Annotated in this window: 24 protein-coding genes; 3 read left to right on the top strand and 21 right to left on the bottom strand. The window is 63.7% G+C overall.

Annotation, left to right across the window (positions count from 1 at the left end; genetic code table 11):
* Positions 1-83: 83 nt before the first annotated feature.
* The 4 genes from R4823_RS07990 to R4823_RS07975 form a co-directional block, all read right to left on the bottom strand.
* Positions 84-1,046 carry an ABC transporter substrate-binding protein gene (locus R4823_RS07990; RefSeq protein ID WP_087836839.1) on the bottom strand — a complete coding sequence of 321 codons (963 nt, stop codon included), beginning with the start codon at positions 1,044-1,046 and terminating at the stop codon, positions 84-86.
* A 32-nt stretch (positions 1,047-1,078) separates the two neighbouring features.
* A complete protein-coding gene (locus R4823_RS07985) occupies positions 1,079-2,035 on the bottom strand; it encodes a tripartite tricarboxylate transporter substrate binding protein (RefSeq protein ID WP_087836838.1) in 957 nt (318 codons plus the stop codon).
* 36 nt (positions 2,036-2,071) lie between these two features.
* Positions 2,072-3,526, bottom strand: a complete 1,455-nt coding sequence (locus R4823_RS07980; protein ID WP_087836837.1) for an aldehyde dehydrogenase family protein — start codon at positions 3,524-3,526, stop codon at positions 2,072-2,074.
* A 115-nt stretch (positions 3,527-3,641) separates the two neighbouring features.
* Positions 3,642-4,538 (bottom strand): LysR family transcriptional regulator, encoded by an 897-nt coding sequence (locus R4823_RS07975; RefSeq protein WP_338618195.1) that lies wholly within the window; start codon positions 4,536-4,538, stop codon positions 3,642-3,644.
* 239 nt (positions 4,539-4,777) lie between these two features.
* Here R4823_RS07975 and R4823_RS07970 point away from each other — a divergent pair, with 239 nt between their 5' ends.
* Complete coding sequence (locus R4823_RS07970; protein ID WP_087836835.1) at positions 4,778-4,981, top strand: cold-shock protein; 204 nt, start codon at positions 4,778-4,780, stop codon at positions 4,979-4,981.
* A 100-nt stretch (positions 4,982-5,081) separates the two neighbouring features.
* On the opposite strand, the gene R4823_RS07965 is transcribed toward R4823_RS07970, so the two are convergent.
* Together R4823_RS07965 and R4823_RS07960 are read right to left on the bottom strand one after the other, a co-directional pair.
* Positions 5,082-6,149, bottom strand: a complete 1,068-nt coding sequence (locus R4823_RS07965; protein ID WP_338618194.1) for a linear amide C-N hydrolase — start codon at positions 6,147-6,149, stop codon at positions 5,082-5,084.
* Positions 6,150-6,241: 92 nt separating this feature from the next.
* A complete protein-coding gene (locus tag R4823_RS07960; RefSeq protein WP_338618193.1) occupies positions 6,242-7,234 on the bottom strand; it encodes a tripartite tricarboxylate transporter substrate binding protein in 993 nt (330 codons plus the stop codon).
* A gap of 159 nt (positions 7,235-7,393) precedes the next feature.
* Here R4823_RS07960 and R4823_RS07955 point away from each other — a divergent pair, with 159 nt between their 5' ends.
* Both R4823_RS07955 and R4823_RS07950 read left to right on the top strand, forming a co-directional pair.
* Positions 7,394-8,947 carry a UbiD family decarboxylase gene (locus R4823_RS07955; protein WP_338618192.1) on the top strand — a complete coding sequence of 518 codons (1,554 nt, stop codon included), beginning with the start codon at positions 7,394-7,396 and terminating at the stop codon, positions 8,945-8,947.
* 589 nt (positions 8,948-9,536) lie between these two features.
* Positions 9,537-9,755 (top strand): hypothetical protein, encoded by a 219-nt coding sequence (locus R4823_RS07950; RefSeq protein WP_338618191.1) that lies wholly within the window; start codon positions 9,537-9,539, stop codon positions 9,753-9,755.
* 319 nt (positions 9,756-10,074) lie between these two features.
* On the opposite strand, the gene R4823_RS07945 is transcribed toward R4823_RS07950, so the two are convergent.
* From R4823_RS07945 to R4823_RS07875, 15 genes are all read right to left on the bottom strand, one after another.
* The gene (locus tag R4823_RS07945) at positions 10,075-11,199 is read right to left on the bottom strand and encodes a HAMP domain-containing sensor histidine kinase (RefSeq protein ID WP_338618190.1); all 1,125 of its coding nucleotides are present in this window, start codon (positions 11,197-11,199) and stop codon (positions 10,075-10,077) included.
* Between the two features lie 13 nt (positions 11,200-11,212).
* Positions 11,213-12,541, bottom strand: a complete 1,329-nt coding sequence (gene nhaA, locus R4823_RS07940; RefSeq protein ID WP_338618189.1) for a Na+/H+ antiporter NhaA — start codon at positions 12,539-12,541, stop codon at positions 11,213-11,215.
* Between the two features lie 260 nt (positions 12,542-12,801).
* Complete coding sequence (locus tag R4823_RS07935) at positions 12,802-13,317, bottom strand: hypothetical protein (protein WP_338618188.1); 516 nt, start codon at positions 13,315-13,317, stop codon at positions 12,802-12,804.
* Positions 13,314-13,847, bottom strand: coding sequence for a hypothetical protein (locus tag R4823_RS07930; protein ID WP_338618187.1), 534 nt, complete (start codon positions 13,845-13,847; stop codon positions 13,314-13,316). Before R4823_RS07930 ends, R4823_RS07935 begins: the two co-directional genes overlap by 4 nt.
* Complete coding sequence (locus tag R4823_RS07925; protein WP_338618185.1) at positions 13,844-14,113, bottom strand: phage holin family protein; 270 nt, start codon at positions 14,111-14,113, stop codon at positions 13,844-13,846. The genes R4823_RS07930 and R4823_RS07925 overlap by 4 nt, the downstream gene beginning before the upstream one ends.
* 1 nt (position 14,114) lies before the next feature.
* On the bottom strand, positions 14,115-14,465 hold the full coding sequence (locus R4823_RS07920) for a putative holin (protein ID WP_338618184.1): 351 nt from the start codon (positions 14,463-14,465) through the stop codon (positions 14,115-14,117).
* Positions 14,466-14,528: 63 nt separating this feature from the next.
* On the bottom strand, positions 14,529-14,807 hold the full coding sequence (locus R4823_RS07915; RefSeq protein WP_338618182.1) for a hypothetical protein: 279 nt from the start codon (positions 14,805-14,807) through the stop codon (positions 14,529-14,531).
* Positions 14,808-14,878: 71 nt separating this feature from the next.
* On the bottom strand, positions 14,879-16,120 hold the full coding sequence (locus tag R4823_RS07910) for a hypothetical protein (RefSeq protein WP_338618181.1): 1,242 nt from the start codon (positions 16,118-16,120) through the stop codon (positions 14,879-14,881).
* A 45-nt stretch (positions 16,121-16,165) separates the two neighbouring features.
* Complete coding sequence (locus R4823_RS07905) at positions 16,166-18,553, bottom strand: phage tail length tape measure family protein (protein WP_338618179.1); 2,388 nt, start codon at positions 18,551-18,553, stop codon at positions 16,166-16,168.
* 19 nt (positions 18,554-18,572) lie between these two features.
* The gene (locus tag R4823_RS07900; protein WP_338618178.1) at positions 18,573-18,893 is read right to left on the bottom strand and encodes a DUF1799 domain-containing protein; all 321 of its coding nucleotides are present in this window, start codon (positions 18,891-18,893) and stop codon (positions 18,573-18,575) included.
* 68 nt (positions 18,894-18,961) lie between these two features.
* Positions 18,962-19,375, bottom strand: a complete 414-nt coding sequence (locus tag R4823_RS07895) for a hypothetical protein (protein ID WP_338618177.1) — start codon at positions 19,373-19,375, stop codon at positions 18,962-18,964.
* Between the two features lie 32 nt (positions 19,376-19,407).
* Positions 19,408-21,006 carry a phage terminase large subunit family protein gene (locus R4823_RS07890; RefSeq protein ID WP_338618176.1) on the bottom strand — a complete coding sequence of 533 codons (1,599 nt, stop codon included), beginning with the start codon at positions 21,004-21,006 and terminating at the stop codon, positions 19,408-19,410.
* Positions 21,006-21,497 carry a terminase small subunit gene (locus R4823_RS07885; protein WP_338618175.1) on the bottom strand — a complete coding sequence of 164 codons (492 nt, stop codon included), beginning with the start codon at positions 21,495-21,497 and terminating at the stop codon, positions 21,006-21,008. The genes R4823_RS07890 and R4823_RS07885 overlap by 1 nt, the downstream gene beginning before the upstream one ends.
* Positions 21,494-22,282, bottom strand: a complete 789-nt coding sequence (locus tag R4823_RS07880; RefSeq protein WP_338618174.1) for a hypothetical protein — start codon at positions 22,280-22,282, stop codon at positions 21,494-21,496. The genes R4823_RS07885 and R4823_RS07880 overlap by 4 nt, the downstream gene beginning before the upstream one ends.
* 75 nt (positions 22,283-22,357) lie before the next feature.
* Positions 22,358-22,738, bottom strand: coding sequence for a hypothetical protein (locus R4823_RS07875; RefSeq protein WP_338618173.1), 381 nt, complete (start codon positions 22,736-22,738; stop codon positions 22,358-22,360).
* Positions 22,739-22,748 lie beyond the last annotated feature (10 nt).

Genomic DNA, 22,748 nt, shown 5'->3' with positions numbered 1-22,748 from the left:
TTGGCCGGCGTCCAATAGAAGGCGGTCATTCCCTGTATGCGGGGAACGAATAGTGGTGGGCGGGGATGCGAGCCGGCGCAGGCTTACCAGCCCGGGAACAGCTCCTCGGCGGCCGGCCGGCGCGGAATCAGCCCTTGCTCGTGCGACCAGCGGATCTGCGTCTCGATCATGTCGCGGTTGGCCTCGAAACCGTAGGGCCAGAAGTCCTGCCCCATCAGCGCCTGCGTGCTCTCGGCCTCGGCCTGCATCCATGGCAGCATGACGGGCAGCGCCTGGTGGATGGCCAGGCGGTCCTGCGCCACCTGCTTGGCCTGGTTGAATGCGGCCAGCAGCGCCTTGGGCAGGCCGGGGTTCGCCTCGGCCACGTCGCGCCGCAGCGCGATCACATGCATGATCGGAAAGCGCCGCGTGCGCGCGTAGTAGTCCTTTTCGACGTCGCGCCAGTCGGGAAACAGCCGGCCCACGCCGGCGCGGCCGAAAATCGCCGGCGGCGTGTAGGCGATCAGCGCATCGAGCTGGCCGGCCTCCATCATCGACGACAGCGTGCGACCCCGCACGGCCTGGATATTCACCCCCTTGGGCCAGTTGCGCGGGTCGATCGTGTCCCGCTCCACGTGGTCCACGTCGCCGGCAAACCACGCGCAACTGCCCGGATCGAAGCCGTATTCGTCCGACAGCATGCCGCGGGCGACCAGCGCCACCGTGTTGGAATACTCGCGCAGGCCGATCCTCTTGCCCGCCAGGCCGGCCGGCGTGGCGATACCGCTGCCGGCCCGCACGTAGATGGCCGAGTGGCGGAACGAGCGCGACGGGAAAATGGGCAAGGCCACATAGGGGCAGCCGCCTCGCACGCTGGCGATCAGGAAGTTGCTGAACGACAGCTCGGTGACCTCGTACTCGGCGGTCTGGAAAGCCTGCGAGAAGATGGCCTCGAGGTCGCCGGTCGCGAACCGGGTCTCGAAGCCCTCGACACCGACGCTGCCGTCGACCAGGGCACGAGTGCGGTCGTAGTCGCCGACGGCGATGCGAATGGAGGGTTGGGACATGCGGGACCTCGTGGCGGGAATGGATCGACGGACTATATCTTGGCGCCGGACGCCTTGATGATCTTTTCCCATTTGACGATCTCGGACTTCGTGAAATCGCCCAGGGCCTGGGGCGTGCCGCCCGCCGGCACGGCGCCCTGCTCGGCCAGCGCCGCCTTCACGTCGGGCATCTGCAGGATCTTCACCATGGCCGCGTTGAGCTTGTCGATCACCGCCTTGGGCGTGCCGGCGGGCGCGTAGATGGCGGACCATGCCGCGGTCTCGAAGCCCGGCAGGGTCTCGGCGATGGTGGGCACGTCCGGTACCTGCGGCGCGCGCTGTGCGCTGGTCACCGCCAGGATGCGCACCTTGCCGCCCTTGACCATGGGCAGCCCGGTGGGCATGTTGACGAACATCATCTCGACCTGGCCGCCGGCCAGGTCCACGATAGCCGGCGCCCCTCCCTTGTACGGGACGTGCAGCACGTCGATGCCCGCCACCGACTTGAACAACTCGGACGACAACTGGCTGGAAGTGCCCAGGCCCGTGGACGCGTACGACATCTTCTTGCCCGACTTGGCATACGCGATCAGCTCCTGCGTGGTTTTGACCGGCAGCGAAGGGCTGACCAGCAGGATGTTGGGCACGGTGCCGACCAGGATCACCGGCGCCAGGTCCTTCACCGGGTCGTAGCCCAGCTTCTCGTACAGCGTGATGTTGATCGAGACGATCTCGGACCCCATCAGCAGCGTGTAGCCGTCGGCTGGCGACTTGGCCACCGCCTCGGCGGCGATATTGCCGCCCGCGCCCGAGCGGTTCTCGATCAGCACCGGCTGGCCCAGCGCCTCGGCCAGCCGCGGGCCGACCGTTCGGGCGAAGAAATCCACCGTGCCGCCTGCCGGGAACGGCACCAGCATCTTGATGGGCTTGGAGGGATAGGTATCGGCGCGGGCGGCGCCCGACAGCAGGGAAAAGGCAGCGATCCAGCAGAATACGGTCAAGCGTTTCATGGGCAGGCTCCTGGCGTCAGTGCGGCAGAGGAAAAGTCAGGCGTAGTTGATGACCATCAGGCGGATCTCGGACATCTCGTCCATGGCGTAGCGCGTGCCTTCACGGCCGGTGCCCGACTCCTTCCACCCGCCGAAGGGCATGTTGTCGATGCGGTAGATCGGCACGTCGTTGATCATCAGGCCACCGACCTCCCAATCCTCGATCGCCCGGAAGGCACGGCGCAGGTCCTGCGTGAAGATGCCGCCCTGCAATCCGTACTTAGAATCGGCGGCACGATGCACCGCCTGGTCGAAATCCTGGTAGCGATTCACGGTGACGACGGGCCCGAAAATCTCCTCGTCCTCTACCTTCATGCCGGGCCGCGTGTCTGTCAGCACCGTCGGCATCACCACCGCACGCTCGCGCGAACCTCCCGCCAGCACGCGCGCGCCCTGCGCCACGGCCTCGTCCACCCACGACTGGATGCGCCTGGCCGAGTTCTCGTCGATCACCGGACCGACGTCGACGCCCTCTTCCATTGGATTGCCCACCCGGCAGGCCCCGACCTTCGCGACCAGCTTCTCGATGAAGACATCGGCCACCGACTCCTGCACCAGGATGCGCTGCACCCCGATGCAGTACTGGCCGCCGTACACCACCCCGCCCCGCACGCAGCGCGCGGCGGCCAGATCCAGGTCGGCATCCTCGGCCACGATCACCGCGCCGTTGCCGCCCAGCTCCAGCGCCACCTTCTTGCGGCCGGCGATGGCCTTGATGTGCCAGCCCACCTTGGCGCTCCCGGTGAAGGTCACCATCGCGAAGCGCTCGTCGCGCACCATGGCCTCGGCCAGGTCCACCGGACAATGGACGACCTCCAGCGCGCCCGCGGGCAGCCCCGCGTCGGCCAACAGCTCTTGCAGCAGCAGCGCGGTCAGCGGCGTCTGCGGCGCCGGCTTGAGCACCACGCTGTTGCCGACCGCGATCGCCGGGGCGACCTTGTGCATCACCAGATTCAGCGGGAAATTGAAGGGCGCGATGGCCAGGATGGTGCCGATCGGGAAGCGACGCGCGATTCCCACACGGCGGCGCATCGACGCCAGCGCCGCGTGGTCCAGGTCCGCCAGCGAAGCTGGGCGGCCATCGGCGTCCGTGGTCTGGTACTCGAACACCCCGGCATCCGCGTCCAGCGGCACCTCGTCGCCATGCTGGAGCCGGGCCTCCGCCGCCGCGTTGGTCAGGTTGAAGATCGCCCGCGACACCTCGCCGCGCGCATCGAACAATGGCTTGCCCGCCTCCGCGGCGATGGTGCGCACGAACTCGTCGCGGCGCACCTTCAGCAATTCCGCCGCTCGCGACAGGATGTCGGCGCGCGCGAAGCGCGGCAGCTTGCGCATGACCTCGAAGGCGCGCTGCGCCCGGACGATGGCCTGCTCCACGTCGGCGGGACCGGCAACCGGCATTTCGCCCACCACACTGCCGTCATAGGGAGACAGGATTTTCTCTAAAGTCATGCCGCGGGCTCCAGGCGTTCCATGAAAGTACTTTCATTAAACGCGTCAGGCCTGTGCCACGGAAGCGGGGAACAAGTGATGGCAGCGTTCTGAAAAATAGAACACCTGGGCGGAATCACCGCCCCTTGCACTTCGCCAGCAACGGCTCGAGAAAAGCCCTGGCCGCGGCCGATAGCTTGTGGTGACGAGCCGTGATGATGTCCAGGCTGGCCTGCCGGCACGACTTGTCCGAAACCGGCACCCCGGCCAGCAGCCCAGCGGCCTCTTCGTGTGCGAACGTCAGGGGCGGCATGCACGAGATCACATCCGAGCCCGCCACCAGCGTCTTGAGCAATTGCAGCGAATTGGCCACGCAATGGACGGACAACGTAACGCCGGCGCGCATGGCGGCGTGGTCGATCAGATAGCGGGTGCCGAAGGTCTCATCCGGCAACACCATCCGTTCGCCGGCAAGATCCGCCATGCGCAACGACTTGCGGCGCGCCAGCGGATGCGAAGGGCGGCAAATCACCTGCAACGGCTGCGCCAGCCGCCCTTGCAGCACCAGGTCCTCGCGGCTCAGCACGTCGAACGCCAGCCCGATCTCGGCCGATTCCCCCACCACCCGGTCGGCGATCTGATGCGTGCCGCACACCTCCACGTGGAAATCGATGCCCGGGTACTCGGCGCTGAAGCGCGTCATCAGCGCCGGCAGGAAATCCCCGGTCACGGCCTCGATCACCGCCAGCCGGACCGTGCCGCGCCGCAAATCGGTCAGGTCGTGCAGATCCGAGCGAATGCGTTCGATGCGATGGTCGCAGTCGCGGACGAACTCGAACAGCATCCGCCCCGCCTCGGTAGGCAGCATGCCGCGCGGCGAGCGCTCGAACAGCGGCGCGCCCAATTCCTGCTCCAGGTTCACGATCTGGCGGCTGATGGCGCTGGGGGCAACGAAAAAGAGCTCGGACGCCCGGCGCAGGGAGCCTGTGCGGACGACTTCGGCGAAGTAGCGAAGAGCCTGTGGCTGGAGCATGGGACGGTGGGGAGTGGCGGTTTCGGAAGAATCATTGCATATCCGCCACCGGAGCCGCCGAGTCCTGTCACACAATACGCCTTGACGGTGGAGGCCGCATGCCTGATAGTGTATGCAGATCTTCAAGTGTTGCGATTCCTGCGGTTGTGTGCGATCCGATAGTGCGCCATAAATTGTTCTAGTCCCTCCTTGATCGTCTGTTCCCGGGCGTGTGCCCATCTCTCATCAAGGAAACAATTATGGAAACCGGTATCGTCAAGTGGTTCAACGCTGAAAAAGGCTTCGGCTTCATCATGCCGGACAACGGCGGCAAGGACCTGTTCGCGCACTTCTCCGAAATCCAGGGCAACGGCTACAAGTCGCTGCAGGAAAACCAACGCGTCAGCTTCATCGCCGGCCAGGGCCCCAAGGGTCCCCAGGCGACCAAGATCACGCCGCTGTAACGCTTGACATACGCCGGTTGGTAACGGCGTAGGTTCAAAAACGACAAGCCCTCGCAAGAGGGCTTGTTTGCTATGGGCGGTCGAAATGAGGCCGATCGATTCAGATCCCAAGGAATTTGAACGGCGCCGCCGGCTTGAACCCCCCGTTGGCCATGCCCGAGTAGATGTTCGCCTGGTTCGGGCCGAGGTCGAGTTTCATCACCTGTCCGGTCTCGCGCGAGAAATCCAGCTTCGCCAGATCGACCCAGAAAATGTTGGGCGTCAGCGCCGATTCGAAGAAATAGCGCTTGCGCTTGTGGTCGGCGACGGTGCGCCAGCGGGTCGACGAAATATTGGGCTGGTCCGGCGTGGTGATGCCCAGGGGCACCGAGACGTTGCGGATGACGCTGAAGACGCTGGCGATCGTCTCCAGCGGATCTTCCGTCTTGGGGATCGCGTTGACGTAGAAAGCCGCCCGGGCAAACCGGTCGGATGCCCGGTTGGTGCCGGGCAGCATGACCGTCCCGCCGATCTGCTTCCAGTATTCCTCCATCGCCAGTTGTTTGTCGAAGGTCGGCGAGTTGGTCATGACCTGGTAGTCGCGGCTGTGGTGGATGACTTGCCTGCCGTCGATGTACTCGATGATGGCGCTGTCGCCGCTGGCATCCGAGAGCGAGAGGTGCAGGGTCGCCAGGCGGGCTTCGCCGGGAACGTTGTCGGTGACGACGGTGAAAGGCTCTTTCGCCAAGGTGTCGACCGCCTCCTGGACGGTGGCGAAGTTGTCGAGCGCGTATTGCGCCCAGGCCGCGAGCGTCAGGCCGGGCGTCTTGCCGTCGTAGGCCGGGTAGGAGGACTCGACCAGCCACAGGACGTTGGCCACCAGCCCCGCTTCGTTCATGCCGTCCGTTGTCGAGATGTCATAGCCCGACGCGATGACGCTTCCGTATTTCGAGGTCCATTGGACGGAGTTCGGGCCGGCTTCGCCGGATCGCTTCATGCCGCGCGGAAACACCCACAGGTTGGTGCCGACGTCGACCTTCCAGTCCATCGAGCGCGCCGTGACGACCTGTCCGCCGGCGCCGAGATAGACAAAGCGGGTGCAGGCTTGCGCCGCCGAAACAGCCAGCATGCTTGCGCAGGCAAGCAAGGCGGCGCAGGCGGACGCGTAGCGGGGCATTCTCGGGTTCATCAAACGCTCCATCCGAAGTGTCGATGGACTTTACCGCATCGGAACCGAAAGCAGGCCCGATGCGGCGGCCGGATGGCGGGTCAGGAAGAGTCCTACTGCGGTTCTATGCCCGCGTCCTGGACGATCTTGGCCCAGGTCGGAAGATCGGATTGAATCAACCTGGCGAAATCCGCTTGCGAGCCGGGCATCATTTCTATGCCGACAGGCGCGAATTTCTCGTGCGTGGAAGGCAGTTTCAGCATGGCCTGCACGGCGGCGTTCAGCTTGTCCGCGATCGGCTGGGGAATGCCGCTCGGCGCGACCAGGCCGATCCAGACCGTCATCGAGAACCCGGGAATGATTTCGTTCAGCGCCGGCAGATCGGGCATGGCTTCGCTGCGCGTCTGGCCGGTGGAGGCCAGGGCCCGCAGCCGGCCGGCCTGGACATAGGGAAGCGTCGAGGTTCCGCCCTCGAACATCATGTCGATCTGGCCGCCCAGCAAATCGTTCATGGCCGGGGCACTGCCCTTGTACGGCACGTGCAGGATATTCGTACCGGTACGGCGCGTGAACATTTCGCCCGCCAGATGGTGGGTGCCGCCGCGGCCCAGAGAACCGTAGGTGAGTTTGCCGGGTTTGGATTTCGCCAGCGCGACCAGTTCCTGGACGGATTTCACCGGAACGGAACTGTTGACCACGAGATAGAACGGGGTGGAGAACATCGTGGCAATAGGCGTGAAATCTTTCGCCGGATCGACGAGCAGCCCCTTGGTCGTCAGCGGATTCAGAATCATGCCGGTTTGCGAGCTGACGAACAGGGTGTAGCCGTCGGGCGCGGCACGGGCGGCGGCATTGGCCCCGATGGCCTGGTTGGCGCCGGGGCGGTTCTCCACGACCACGGGTTGCCCCAGCCGGCTGGCCATGTCTTCGGCCAGGGCACGGCTGAACGTGTCCACCAGGCCGCCGGGCGTATAGGGCACGATGAGCTTAATCATGCGGTCCGGGTACCGGCCGGCCTGGTCCTGGGCGGGCGCGGCAACCGGTGCCAGCACCGCTGCTGCCAGGGCCAGCCAGGTCCCGGCTCTTGTTCCTAAGCGTGTCTTCATGTCGTCTCCTCCTAGGGGCAAAGCGGGCGCTTCATGCGCGTCGTGGTTTACACCGCCATCTGCGGATGGTCGTGGCGTTTCTCTGTTGCCGAGACTAATATAAGAATATTTTATATAAACAATCTTTACAAATACTTCGTCGCAACAAGGAGGAGAAACATGAACGCGCCCCTTCCCCGATCAGAAAGCCGTCCCGATCTACAACGATTCGGCCTGCGTACCTTTCTTGCGTCCCTGCCCGCCGACGACCTGGAACGACATGCCGCGCCCGTCGCGCTTGCCGATGTCGCCGCCCGCCTGGAGGGCAATCCGCGCGCGGCATGGTTCGAAAACATCGAAGGGAGCCGCTTCGCCTTGTGCGGCAACGTCGCGGGCAGCCGAGCCCGCCTGGCCGCCGCCTTCGGGACCACGGCGGACAAGGTGCTGTCCGAGGTGCTCGCTCGGCTGCGCAAGCCGGGCGAGCTGGTGGAAGTGCCGCGCGCGCATGCGCCGGTCCAGGAGGTCGTGCTGACCGGCGACGAATGCGACTTGACCGCCCTGCCGGTGCACCTGCAGCACGAATTCGACGGCGCGCCCTACATATCGGCGTCGGTCGACTTCGTCCACGATCCCTTCGCCGGGCATACGAACGTGGGCATGCGCCGCCTCATGCTGCGCGGCCGCCGGTCGGCGGGCGTGGATCTGGTCGCGCCTTCCGATTTGCGCGCCATCTACATGGCGCGCGCGGAACGCGGCGAGCGCACGCCGGTGGCGTTCGCCATCGGCAGCCATCCCATCGATCAACTCGCCGCCACGCTTCGCTTTCCCGGCGACGAACTGGCGCTTATCGCGGCCTTGCGCGCCCAGCCTTTGGGCGTCGTCAAGTGCGTGACCAACGATCTGATGGTGCCCGCCGATGCCCAGTTCATCCTCGAAGGCTATTTCGACGAGCGCGGCCATGTGGAACCCGAAGGTCCTTTCGGCGAGTTCCTCGGCTACTACGGAGCGGTAAAACGCAATCCGCTCTTCCACTTGACCGCGATCACCCACCGCCGGGACGCCATCTTTCAAACCGCCTCCATCGGCGGGCCGAGCATGCACTGCACGGATACGGCGCAGCTTTGCTCCCTGCGCACGGAGGTCCTGGTCTGGAAAGCGCTCGAATCCGCCGTGCGCGAAGTGCGGGCGGTCTACGCGCCCCCCGCGGCGGGAGGATCGTTCAACGTCCGTATCGCTTTGCAGCAACGCGTGCCGGGCGAAGCGCGCAATGCCATCGCGGCCGCATTCGGCTGTCTGGGCAATGTCAAGAATGTGTTCGTGGTCGACCCGGACATCGATATCTATTCCGACGCCCAGATGGAATGGGCGCTGGCGACGCGTTTTCAGGCGAGCAGGGACTTGGTCGTCCAAAGCGGCTTGAGGACGGTCCCACTAGATCCTTCGTTGGAGGGTTCGCGAACGACCGACAAGACCGGATTCGACTTGACGCTGCCGTGGCTGGCGCCTGGGGCCAGGCGTCCCATCGAGCATGAAGTTCCGCATCCCCCGAGGTTCGGGGCGCCCAGCCATGCATCCCTGGAGGCTGCGCTGGAGAGCGGGCCCAAGTTTTTTGCGGAGCTTATGGCGGCTGTTGGGACGCGTGATGGGCGGGAGCTTGTATGCGGGCTGGAAGATATTGCCGCCCGGCGCGCGATTGTGCGTGATGACCAGGGGCGGTATCGGTTTGGTTCGTAGCGATCCGCCTGAGGCCACGGCTATTTATTTTGACCGCGGCAACAAAAAACCCCTTGATCGATGAAATCAAGGGGTTCTTGCGATGACTGGCGGAGAGGGTGGGATTCGAACCCACGGTACGGGGTTACCGTACGCCTGATTTCGAGTCGCCAGGGCACTAAATAGGCAGCAATAGAAATTCTTTTAAATCAAAGGCTTGCGGCGTCAGCCATTGTACATCGCACCGGTGTTTTATGTGTTTTTGTGCCCACTTCCGTCTACTCTGGGCACGTTTTGGTCACACTCTCCACCCTCGCCAGATGCTGGCCACAGCCGCCGGCCTTTTGAGCCAGCGCATCCATGGTCATCTCCACCGCCGCACCGAGAGCTCCAGAGCACTCAGCCCCATCTCTGGCGTCAGCAATCCCACCGTCTCCCGCAGGCCACCTCACCGACTCTATGGCCGCCCTACGCCTAACCACGTTCGCCGTAGGGACGTTCAAGCGCTGATGTTCGCCCCTCCTTGTTTCAAATGAGGCGTAGGTTATTCAATGTCATCCGCGTATGGTGAAGACATGGCGAACCGCCATGAAACCACCGAGGTACCAGCATGAAAACCAACGAACTTTCTTCACTCTTCAAGCGGTCCAACTGGACTCTGGGTAGTAAGCCCACTGAGACGGATAAGCCGGTCGAAAAAGAAGTCCCTCAAGCACAACCCCAACCCAACGAGGATGCGGACGATATATCCAAATCGGATCAAGACAAACGCGATGAGGATGCGCGCCAACAGGACCGCCTTCAGTCCGACGGGGGAAATGGAGGCTGACCTTGCTCGGGCCGAGTTACTCGCTGCGCTCATTACCCGGAGGCAACATGAGACGGGAAGAATACGAAGGCTATTGGGTCGAGGCAGATTGCGGGCCTCTGGGCAGTAGCTGGGCGTGCGCGACCAGGATCGGACGCACGGGAATATCCGGGTCCGAACGGTTTCCGGACGATCATCGATATCGCACGAAAGCAGAAGGAGTTGATGGAGCGATCATCCAGGGGAAAGGCATCGTGGATGATCATAAAAGCGGGCTGTGGGTAACGCTACAACGACTCAGATAGAGCTGTCGTGCCGGCGGCGCGGCGATCTCATGGATTCATTCTTCCGGAAGAGCGTAGCGTGGCAAGCTTATGGTGAAGACGCAGCCCGATTCGGGAATGTTGCGAACACTCAACTTGCCTGCAATTGCCTCAACGCTGCGCCGGGCTATGGAAAGCCCAAGCCCGATGCCAGTACGATCCACTCCATTTTGCCGAAAGGGCTCGAACATGGTTTCAACATCGCCAGCAGCCAAGCCGCCGCAATGGTCCGTCACATCGATCCAGATGCGATCTCCCACCGCATACGCGTTCAGCGTGACTTCGGTGTTGTGCCGAGTGAACTTGAAGGCGTTCTGCAGCAGATTCCCGGTAGCAGAAAGCAGGAGCTCCCGGTTGGCAGAGACTGCCAGCCTTGCGTCAACGCCGGGCGCCGTGAAGTCACATCCGTAAGCTTGGGCAGAAAGGGTCGCCATTTCCTTGATATCAGCCACGAAATCGGCAAGAGAAAACAGTTGTGCTGATTCCGTCGCGCCAGCGGTCAAACGTACATCGGCCAGGGATTCGTCGATTAAGTCACGCAGGCCGGTTAGACTCCGCTCCAGGACCGCCCCAGTCGCGCCCGATAGACTCAGGTTTCCGGCTTTCGCCGCGGCGAAAGCGAGCGTCGCCGTTTGCAGAAAATTGCGTAGTTCGTGGGTGAAAAAACCCAACCGTTCGTTCATGTCCCACACATGCCTGTCGGTGGATTCCGCATCGCGCTGATAGCTGAATTCCGTCACCGCATCGGCGATGGCGTTGTCCAGGCACCAGTTGAGCGTCCGGAATTCCTCTATTTCGAACGGCACATCGCACTCATAGGCCAGATCGGTAATCGCCTGGCACAAGTCGCCATACTCGTGAACTACTTGGTCGACGGAAAAGCCAAGTTCCAGAAGCTGTCGCCCATGTTCGCCCATCGTCGAAAACGACACTCCGCCGCTAGTCAGGCCGGAAATTCTCCGGCGGCCCATTGGTTCGGCAGTCTGTTCAACACGTAGCGTCTGAATCAGTTGATCCAGGAATAGCGGAATTCCGTTTTGCAATTGAGCGTCCGTGGCATTGCGGGCTGGCCGGCACGCGACCTTCAATCGACATCTGTCGATAAGCTCGTCAAGGTTGTTCGATAGAAAGTCGTGCATCATGCCTCGCCTCCGGCTATACGGTTGACCGCAACTTCATGCCTTTGTCTATCCACCACAACGCCCCCAGGCCGGCCAGCATCGCCACCGCTGATGAAACGAGAATGCCCAGCTTCACAGACGGCAGGACCTGCGGTGGAAACGCCAGTCCAGAGATAAACAGCGCCATGGTGAACCCTACGCCCGTCAACATACTGCCCGCGGCAATCGACTTCCAGGGCAGGTCTGCCGGGCGTAGGGCCAGTCGCATCTTCACCGCCACAAGACTGAACAGCAGTACTCCGACCGGTTTGCCGATCACGAACGCCCCGAAGGTCGCTACTATTACGGACCCCCGGAGATCGGCCGAATCGAAGTGAACACCCGCATTGGCAAGGGCAAAAAGAGGTAGGATCGCAAACGCGACCCAGGGATGTAGATCGAACTCCAAGCGTTCGATTGGAGACTCCGACTCCCGCGCTGCTATGCCAGCCCGATGCACGTCGAGACGCCCCTGGACATCGACCTTTCCGCGTTCTATGGGCGCATGTGCGACCACACGCCCAAGGATGGCATGTAGACGATTGCCACTGACCCAGCTTCTCGCCGGAGTCATCAAGCCAAGTATGACTCCCGTAACTGTCGCATGCACACCCGAAGCGTCGAATGCGCACCAGATGGCCAAGCCCGCGACAGCGTAGAATCCGAGGCTTCGGATTCCCACCCATGTCGCGCAAGCAACCAGGACACATCCGGCTCCCGCGCAGGTGAGAAAGAACCAATTCAACGCCGTGCCGTACTTCGCGGCGACCACGAGAATGGCCCCAATGTCATCGAAGATTGCAAGCGCCAGCAAGAACAAACGCAAAGCCTCTGGTACGCGGCGCCCCAGGACAGCAAGGGCCCCTACGACAAGAGCCGTATCGGTGGACATAACGGCGCCCCATCCCTGGGCATCGGCGCCAGTGCTCGACAAGATCAGATAGACGCCCACCGGAACGACCATGCCACCCACCGCTCCAGCTAGCGGCAATGCTGCCAGCCGTGGAGTCCTCAATTCCCCGAGGACCATCTCTCGCTTCAACTCCAGTGCAACGACGAAGAAGAACAGCGTCATCAACGCATCATTGATCCAGTGCTGTAGCGAGCGCGACCAGTCAGCATGTCTCACCGAGAACCCGAGTTCCATTTCCCAAAAGGCGAGATATTTCTCCGAGAATGGGGAGTTGGCCATACCCAACGCAATGACGATGCATACCAGCAGGATGGCGCCTGCCACCGCCTCGATGCCGAGAAAGCGCACGAATTGCTGCGTGAAGCGGTCGACCAGCTCCGTGGGTAACTGATCCGGCTCTCGGTTCATCATTGGCACCGGCGCCTGAAGCGTTGGAGTTCGTGGTTCAGCACCCATCCCACAGGCCTGTCTGCGATGCCGCTGAATCTACATCTGGCCTCGCATGGCCTTGCTTCATGCTCCGGTCGGGTTGACCGGGATCAGCCCAGTCCTGCGTGGTGCCTTACCGTATTCACCATACACGAGCCAAAATTGGACATCCATTCCTCATTTGAAACAACTGTGCCCAGTGGCACGTCAGTGTCACTGGGCACAGTTGCATCGGGCACTCGTCATTGCTGGATGCCTACGGCGTATTCCTGGAGCCCTGTTGCGGCAACACCGGCGCCGACAGCATTTCCCGCCATCTCTGAATATTCCGCTGTGCACTCGCGGACCACTGTTCGTAGGGTTGCGGGGTCATCAGCGCCGATGCGGGAGCCGGGATCGCCGCCGGCCTGACTGCTACGGGACTCGGCGGCGGCGAGGGCGTTGCGCAGGCCGACAATAGCGAACTCGCGATCGCGCAGAGCAGCAGCCGCTGCATCCAGCCGCTGCTGGGTTTGGTACGTAACATGGGCGTTGGCCTCCATTCGGTTGAATTCGATTGCTCGCTGGTCAGCCTCGGCCGTCCGGGCCACATCGGCATGGGCCGCCCGCTCTTGGGCAATCTCGGCGGCCTGGTCGCTGTTCCTGGCTTCTAGGCGCGATTTCTGGACTATGGCGGGCCCGTACCATGTCGCCGCCGCCGCGAGCGCCGCCACGGCCCCGTATCGCGCCCACGGCGGTATGAACGACATCAGGTTCATGGCGACACCTCGGCGGCGGCCTGGGCATAGTAGCGACCCCATTTCGCGCGCAGGGCCGCGCGCTCCGCCGGCGTGCCGTTCCTCCACGCCCCGGGCCGCCACAGCCGCAGGTAGTATTGCCAGGCGCCCTCCTCGTCGCCCAGCTTCGGCAGTCGAGCGGGATCCGTGTACAGCAGCAAGCGCGCCAGCGCGGCCGCGAGCGGGTCATTGGTCTCGATCGCGGTCCAGATCGCCTCGTCGGTCGCCGGCACGCTGAAATGCGCGTACAGGTCAGCAGCGAGCGCATGGGAGGCGCGATGCGTGCGTACGCCGTGCACCATCCCGCCACCCTTCTCTCCCTGCCAGAAGCTGCGCGCCGGCCCCTTGCGCCACGGCTGCATCTTGTCGACGACCTGCCAGCGATGCTCCCAGTTTGACTCCTGACCGCTGATGGCGAGGAGCATCAGCACCGCCTCGCGCGAGTCCATCGCGTCAGGCAGCAGGCACAGCCCCTTGTCGATCTCACGTCGTATGAACTCGATCGGTCTCATGGAGCCACCCTGACGATGCGAGCGACGTTGCCCCGGGCGCGGTGGGCCAGCATTGCCAGCACCACCGATATCCCGGCCTGCCAGATGGTGACCGGCGTTCCGTGAACGAAGACGGACAGCGCTTGGCCGCCCGTGCAGACGATCAGCACGTAGGCGGCGCAACTCGCCCACAGCCGGTACCTCGCCGGCCCCCGGCGATAGGTCAGCAGCCGCAGAGCCGTCGCGGCATTGGCGATAATGACCACGAAAGCGATGATGGCCGCCATATCAGCTCCCCCTGCGCCATATCGACGCGATGTCGAATGTCCGCAATTTGTCGATGCCGATCTGCACGACAGCGACTGCCGTAGCGGCGGCAAGGAACGCCGCTACGCCGCTTTCACGGATCGGCGTGAGATGGGTGATATCCGGGGCGGTCAGGTACCCCACCACCAGCGAAATCAACGCGTAGGCCAGGCGGGCCAGTACGCGCGGCTCTTTGCTGCTGAGGGCCACCATGGCGGCCCCTGCAAATGCTCCGATCAGCGCGTTCCCGTCGACGCCGGGCACCAGCGTCGCTAGGCCCGCGCCGGCGGCCACCGCCAGAATTCCCGTGGCGGTACTCGTAGGCTCTGCCATTTGCCCCTCCTATGGGCGAAAAAAAGCCCGCGCAATGCGGGCGGATGGTTGCGTGCCGACTGGCTATGCGACCCAGTCCGGCCGCAGGCTCAAATGCTCAGAGATGGCGGCCTGCATCTGATCGAGCAAGCCGGGCCCGTCCGCGTCCACCGCGGCATTCAGCAGCGGGTCCGCCTCCGCCGCTGGCAGCACGTAGCTGCGTTCGGCCTTCGGGACGTAGTTGTTGTTGTCGTCGACGATGCCCACGGTGTAGCGGCACACCAGGCGGGTGTTGTCGTCGGCGTTGATCGCCAGGGATTCCAGGCGGAAGGCGGCGAGTTTGTCGATGGGCGTGAAGGTCATGTGTAGTCCTTGAAATGAAAATGCCCGCTTGAAGCGGGCATGGTGGAAAGCCGCGAGGCGGCGATGAAAAATTAGCGAGCGGTCAGGGTGGCCATGTCGACGGCCTTGTCGTAGTAGCGCAGCGTGCGGTAATAGAAGCCGGTCTGGCCCGTCTTCCGCAGCTCTAGGACGGTCGGCGCCACGGGCAACGCCGACGAGGAGGACGACGCGATCGCGGTCCCGTTCACCCAGGACTCGGCACCGCTCGCGCCGAAGTTCACCCCCATTTTCAGAGGGCGGCCATCGTAGAGATTGGCCATAGTGGGCGACGTGGTGCTGATGATGGTGGAACCGCCAGTAGTAACCACCGCCTGAACCTTGAACACCCCGCCAGAATCTCGCCGGGTATAGATGCCGACCCGGTTGCCGTTGGTGCCATCATTCATCACCGCCAGGTAGCCGAGATCCCCATCGGCTGCCGGAGGCCCGAGAGGAACAGCCTCGATGAGCAAGGCGCCACCCACATCGGGCCGGTAGAACAACGGCGTAGGAATGGACACCATCGATAGCGCACGAGACACCCCGCCCACGTCCGCCGTGGGGATCAATGATGTTGCGTTCGCGCGCGCCTCGGCTTGCATCCCGTGGACGATGAACGCCGGCCGTGGCGAAGCGCTCGTGCTTCCCCAGTAGAACCTGAGCTGGTCACCGGCCTGATAGTTCGTGGTCGGAAAGACGCCGATCATTCGATACCAGCCGCGAGGGCAACGCTGGACGCTCCAGTACTCGGCGCCTCCAGACACGCTCATGGTTTCGGTGCTGAAGTATCCGTATGGCGAAATGGTCGTTGAGCGCGTGTCGTTGCGCATCGTGAACGCCAACTGGCCGAGCTGCCCTGGGATGGGTTTGATGTAAACGCTCAATGTGATCGAAGCCGCCAGCGGCGACAGGGTGAATCCCTTATACAGGCCCGCCACGCTGCCACCCACAGGATCGATTCGCACCCCCGTTGGCGTGCCGTCGGGGGCCTCGTACCCGCCGGTCTTGGTAGCACCGGAAACGACCCAGCTGCTATGCAGCGCGTCGTTGGAATAGTTCACCATGTTGGTCGACTGCGGCTCGAGCAGCAGACCACAAGGGCGGCCATTCGCGTCATATTCAAACTGCGGTTCGTTCTCGCCGGCGGTGCGCAGCCGCCCGTCCGCATCCCAGTACAGGGCCGACCCCGCTCGGGAGAGCGTCGCGCCAACGGGCAACCGCCCCCCCAGGAAATCGACGTTGAATGCCTCTTCGCGCCAGCGGCCCAGCGTCGAGATAGGTCCAAGGAGCGACATGGTTACGCCCCTTGAAAAAATGCTTGACTCAGGTAGGCAGGTAGGCTACCCCCCCCCCCCGCGTTTTACGTACGAAACGAAGACGATTTTTTTCATAGGAACCTCAGAAATAGGCCTGCTCAATGCAGCGCCTGTATAAAGGCCGCCCGATGCGGCTCCCTTGGATCTCAGCGTGAAGTCATCGTGGTGATGCTCTTCCTGCTCCCGTAGAACCTGACGTTCCTCATGTGCATGGAGAATGCTCCGGAGCCGAACAACTGAAGCCCGCTTGTATTCGTTGCTGTTGAGCAGGCCCTTCGATGTTCCCTTGTCTTGCTGTTCCTGGAACCTCCGATACTCGCGATACAGCGATTCGCTTTCCTGGTTCCGTTGAAACGCCAGATCCCCCATCGTGAAGGCAGAGAGTCGACGGTTGTACTGCTCAGCACGAAGTTCCGCAGCCGACCTCATCGACGACTGCAACTGATCGCGCCGCTGCTGAAACTGCTCAACGTTCTTGAGCCGTTCCTTCTCCGCCTTCGCGAGGTCTTCCTGAATCGCCCTCGCCTTCTCCAGCGCGACGCCCCATTCCAGCTCAAGGCGGATCTGGTCCGCTTTCGCCAGGATCGCCCTCTGGTCGACAGTCAGGTTTGCCTTACCACGCAGGTCTGCCAACTGCTGCTCAAACGCCGCCTGCGCCCGCGCAGCCGCGCCAAGTTTGTCCCGTTCCAGCAGCTGCGCCTCAAGGGCCGCGTTCTGCTCGCGGATGTTCTGGAGCATGCGCTGGCCCGCGTCGTCGCGGACCGACCGCTCGGCTTTCTGCCGGAGCGATTCCAGCTTCTCCGATATCCCGCCAATCCGGTCTTCCAGCTCCTTCGCGAGGGGCGATTCGCCCTGCCCGGTGCGCTGCAATTCCCCGAGCATCTTGCGAAGGTCGCCAAGATCCAACGTCAGCCGGCGCACCTCTGCGGACTGCGACTTGTAGGACTCGGTCCGCTCCAGAACCTTCTTCCGACGGTCATCGTCCTCGTTCGCGGCCGCTGCGGCAGCTGAAGCGCCCCAAGACGCTGAAGCACCCCCATTTGGCGGCCCCCACGACCCTGACGCGCCGCCGGTGTTGCCCCCACCGCCACCACCACCCGCGGCCTTTGCTTCGTTTGCTGCTCGCATCGCCCAGCCGAACGGGCCGCCGGGCGTCAGCGCGTACCGCCACACCGGCGAATCCGTCAACCTATCGAGCCACCGGACGAACGATGCAACGTTCCGTATGCCCTCGGCGAGCCATTCATTCATGCCGCGCAGGACCGAGCTGCCGCCGATCTTGCCCATGGTTTCGTCCCAGGCAAGGCCAAAATCGTGCGTAGCGCGCTGCAACGGGGTCATTCCCCGATCTGCCAATCCCCCGACGGATGCCCGCAAAGCGTCGAACAGGACCTTCTGCGCGCCCGCTTTGTCGCCATGGCGTTCCATCAGCTGGATGGAGAGCAGCTGCTCGGCCGACAGGATCCCTAGCGCTTCATCAAGCGCCTTGGCCCCGCGCGTGGGCTCCTCCAGGGCCGCGGCCAGCCGCTCCGCACCATCCTCCGGCACCTCCCCGAGCGCGGCCGCCAGGTTGGTCGCCAGGGACGCGAAGCCGGTCATGTCCGCAGGCGCGATGTCCCGCAGCCGGGCGAACTCCTGCACCATGGCTTTGGCGGCGTCGCGCGAGACGCCCGGCAGCTTCGATATGGAACTGATCAGGTTGTCGATCCCCACCGTGGAGATCTGCCGATCAGTCGCCAGGAACTGGACGTAGAGGGATTGCAGGCCGCGCAGCTTCGATTCCACGCCTGCGGCAGCAAAGCCGACCGCCGCCAAGGCGGTAGCCCCGAGGGTAAACGGCGTGACCAGGGACAGCGCGGTTGTTGCCAGCGCGGCGAGCGCGGGCCGGAGACCGCCGAACATGTCGCGCAGTTGACCACCCTGCTGCAACATAACCGTAATAACGTTCTGTCCGCCCTGTAGACCGACAACGATGTCGGTGATCTGCGCGGGCACGCCACGCAGCGCGGCCGCGGTCTGGGCAGCGCTCATCCCGTAGGCGTTAAACCCCCTCGAACCGGCTTCGAGCTGCTGGATCAGGCCCTTCACCTTTTCGGAGACACCCAGCTCGGCCGCCTGCATCTTGAGCAGTTCGGTCTCGGATTTTCCGGCTATCGCGATGCGTCGCTCAAGCGTCTGGATGAACCTCGATGCCGCGGCCTCCCGCGCCCGCTCGGCAGTCGCAGCCTGGTTTAGGCTGGCGGTCACTCGCCCCGTCTGACTGACGAACGCCGACGATGCCGAACTCGCGCGCCCCAGTTCCGTCTGGACAGTCGTACCAAGCTGCGCCGCTGCGCTCGAACTCGAAGAAAATGCGCGCACCAATCCCGACGGATCGCCCGTCAGCACATAGGCGATACGCTTTTCGTCCATTTCCAACCTTCAGTGGGATCTATCGAGCATTGACCATGGCCTCGATGGCGGCGCGCTCCATCGTGCGTAGGTCTCGGTAAAGATTCGGGCGGTCGCGCTTCCGAACGCCGCATAGGCTCACGGCGGCGTGGATCTCCGTAGCCGGCAACCCAACCCGGCGCGGCCCAGCGCCGAATCCGGGCACAACCAGCGTCCAACTGGTCTCCAGGTCCACGAATATGCGGACCGCCAGCCAGTTCTCCGGCCACACCTCGAAGTCATCAACCTCGGAATCAGTGGTGGACGACGCGGCCGCGATGACCTCAGGCGGCGCGCCGGCGGCCTTGAGCGCCTCCAGCACCAGGTCATCCGCAGCAAAGTCCCGCGCTCCGCTGGCGCTATCGCGCGCCCACCAGCGCGCCGCCTCGATCAGTTTTTTTCTCGGGCCTGCTGGTGGGCTGCAAAGAAGCCGTTGAACAGAGGCACAATCGCCTCCGGAACTTCCTCGACCAGCGCGTCGAGCTCTTCGATGGAGAAGGCGACCGGCTGACCATCAGGGCCCACCATCTCACGCCAGCCCGCGAGCTTCGCCCTGATGAACGCCATGTCGCTCGGGAACCCCCATTCGGGGATTGGCGTACCGTCGCCGCGCACGATCGGCGGCTGGCCGGTCGCCTTGCGCGCGTGGTTCGTCACGGAGTCCTGGAGGTCGGCGACCTGGCCGTGGTCGTGGCGGAGATATTGCGCGACGAACTCGACTTTCTGAACCTGACCGAACTCGTCGTAGATGGAAAAGGAAATGGGTGCGGCGGCCACGGGCCGCTTTGCGCGAACGAAGGGCATGAAGTGCTCCGAAACTGAATAGAGAGTACGAATCAGCGGACGACGATCTCGATTTCGTCGTTGCCTTGGTCCGGGTTGACGTTGAGGTTCAGGCCCAGCATCGCGGTACCGTCCTGGTCGGAGTACGCGGGATTGGTCAACTGCGCCTTCGGCAGACGAACGTCGATGATGTTGCCTGCCACCTTCCCGTGCGTGATGGATACGGCCTGCTCCTGCGCGTCCAGCACCATCTGGGGCCAGTTGAGCTGGGCGATACGCGGCAGCTCCAGCAGGATGTTGCCGGTCGGCTGTCGCTCGGTAATTTCGGCGCCCTCGCAGCTGACCAGCGACCTCCAGACGAGCTGGTTGGCAACGTCGAACGTCAGCTGTTGCAGGCAACCGGTATAGGCGCCCAGAGCCCAGGTCGGCGTGTTGGCCTTGTTGACCCCCAGCGGCTTCATGAACGCCGCGTAATCGACGTTCGACGGGTTCGCGCCGTCGGCGATGGGCGAGTATGCCCCCATGAAGCGGTACCGCATGAAGGGGATGCCCTTGGCGGTGATGTCAAAGCTGACGGTACCCCTGGCGTCCATGATCTTGTGGAAAAGACCGTCCAGGTAGTAGTGGAGCGTGAGCGCCTTCACGTCGTCGGAGATAGGCGTGTACCCGGTCCATACCCTGAATGCAATACGCCGGTGCGGTGGAATGACCTCGCCGACGGCGTTGCGAAACACGCCATCGTGATCGATGGTTGTACCGTCGTCCCCATACCAGAAGCCGGATTCCGCGGCGTCCAGGTACTCCGCCTGCGTGATCTGCGCGCCACAGTGCGGGCACAGGTGGCGAACCGAATCGGGATCGCGGTCGACCCATTTGAAGCCGTGCGGCTCATCCTTGCCGCCCCAGGTCAGCGCATGGTGGCCGGCGCAGTGCGGGCAGTTGATGTGGTAGTCGTACCGCGCGACCGCCCCATTCGCCCGCTTTTCCATGAGGCACACCCCGGCAATCTTCGGCGTCGATCCGACCACCAGCTTGGGAAACGTCGCCCCCTCCAATCGCTTGGCAGCCAGGTCGCCAGGATCGCCTTCGCCGTCGATGTTCGAGTCGAACGAACTGAACTCGTCCAGGTACCCGACGCTCGGCGAGAGGCGCCGATAGTTGTCCGCCGAGCGCCCGCCCCGAAGGTGGAGCATGCTGCCGATGAACTTCTTCACCAGCAGCGTATTGTCTTTGTGCCGCGCCAGCCGAGTCGGGAATATCGGGTGCATGACCCTCACGTCCCGCAGCATCGGCTCCAATTCGGTCTTGACGAATTCGTCGCGCGCCGAGTCGGTTGGCTGCCACAGCACTTGGTTGCGGCGCCGATGCTCCGCAAAATATGCAATCGCGGCCAGCAGGATCTTCGTGTAGCCGACGCGCGCCGACTTCTGGACATCGACCTCTTGGATGTCGTCGTTTCCGACGCAGGCGAGGATTGCTCGCTGGAACGGCCAGGCCTCCCACCTCTTTTCGACGTACGACGATTCCGCCGACAGGTAGAAGTGCAGCTCCGCATGCTGCCGGAGCGTCATGGGCTCCGGAACCTTGAACGACGCCAGGCCTCGCCGCAGATTCTGGGCAATCACGGCCCGATATTGGGCCGGCACCTGCATTACGGCTCCTCGGACGACTCGTCCTCAATTTCCTCAAGCGACAGCGCTGCAACCGCGTTGCGGGCTTTTGCGATCTCGGTTCGCACGACGGCAATATCTGCGGCGCTCAGCATGGGTAAACGCAGCTTCAGCACCGATGGGATGGCATCCAGAGCGGCTGCAACCTTCGACCCAGCCGCCGCCAACACCTGCTCCAGGATCGTCGCCGGCGCCAGATCGCCACGCTTCACCCCGTTCTCCAGCTCGATCCGCTCAGCCTGGGCCGCTGCCAGACGCGCACGCTGCACGTCCAGGTCCAGCTTCTCGCCGGTCGGCTGTCGACCAGAGGCGACCTCACGCAGGCTGGCGCAGTAGGCCAGCAGCCAGTTTCCGGCGGTATCGTTCGACCGCAGAACCCCGCGCAAGAGCAAGCCGCTTATCACCGGCTGCGTCACACCCACGAGCTGAGCGAAGCGCGCCTGCGTGATCTTCTTGTCCAGATCGACGTTCATCGTGCAGTTGCCAGCGCCAGATCCAGTGCCGTTGCGTATTCAGCCTCGAACCGCTCGTTCGCCACCCGGTCAGCCGTCTCGAAGAACTCCAGCAAGGGGCGATACTCGACATCCCTGACCGCGATCAGGACGGGCTTCACATCGACGCCATGCGTTCCGGATTTCGCCCAGACGCCCGCAGGGAGGGTTTGCCGGCGATTGCCCGACATGGACCCGCGGCCACGCGACACGAAATACACGACGCCGTTGATTCGGCGATACCCATCCTGGGACGTTCCGACCTTTGCCGTCCGGGCCCGAGACTTCGCGGTCGAGTTCGCTCGGTAGCCCTGCTCGCCGAACGCCTGGAGATAAGACAGCAGGCGCACGATCTGTCCGCGGGACATGTTCCCGTACGCATCCATTTCGGCGCCAGCCGCCGGAATGGCGAAGGAGCCCGTCGGCAGGCCCACCCTCGCCAGAGCCTTCTCGGAGCGCTTCAATCCACGCTCGCCGCCGAACACCTGCGGCCACAGATATCGATCCGCCGGGATGCCCTTGCCGGACACATCCTTGAAGTCGACACGAGCCGAAAGGCTTTCCTTCGTGGCCCGGATGACCCGCACCGCGCTCATGGTGTACGGCGTCGGCCGGTCGAACACGCGGGCGATATCGGCGCTGATCGCCTCGCCGATCGCCGCAGCCGTCCGGGTCAGGGCCAGCGCGGTCGCATACGGTACCTGCCTGCCGGCTCGATCGATGTAATCGACCGCCTTCGGCAAATCGGTTTTGTAGCCGACCCGCATCCCAGCCCCACCAGAAAATTATTACCCCCTATGCCGCAACTCGTGACTAGCGCGCGCTCGGGGTTCGAACTCCCCTTACCCGGCCGTTTTTCCCAGGGGCCCCCGGGTTTTCCCTGCCCGCCCGGCCGCCGCGCCCGATTGCGCCGCCCCGGCCTGGGCCACGGGCCCGGCTGCCGCCTCGGGCTCGGGGGTGCCGCGCCCATCCGCGCGGTCGACGGCCGCGCTCAGCGATGCGATGATCTCGCGGGCCAGGGCAGGCGTCATTACCACCGTCGCAAGTGCCAGCGTTTCGACGGTGTACCCACCGTCCTCGTTGGGCGCCACTTCGCCGCCATGCAGGTGGAGCGCGATATTGGTGGAGTTCTGGTTCTCCAGGTTGCTGACCTGGTGCGACGTTGCATACGCGCACAGATAACCGGTGGCGCGCCTCAGCATCGGACGGTTCGGTTGGGTCATGACGTTCTCT

It is taken from the genome of Pigmentiphaga sp. CHJ604, from assembly GCF_036972535.1.
Taxonomy (GTDB): Bacteria; Pseudomonadota; Gammaproteobacteria; order Burkholderiales; family Burkholderiaceae_B; genus Pigmentiphaga; species Pigmentiphaga daeguensis.
This window is presented reverse-complemented; position numbering and strand designations above follow the sequence as displayed.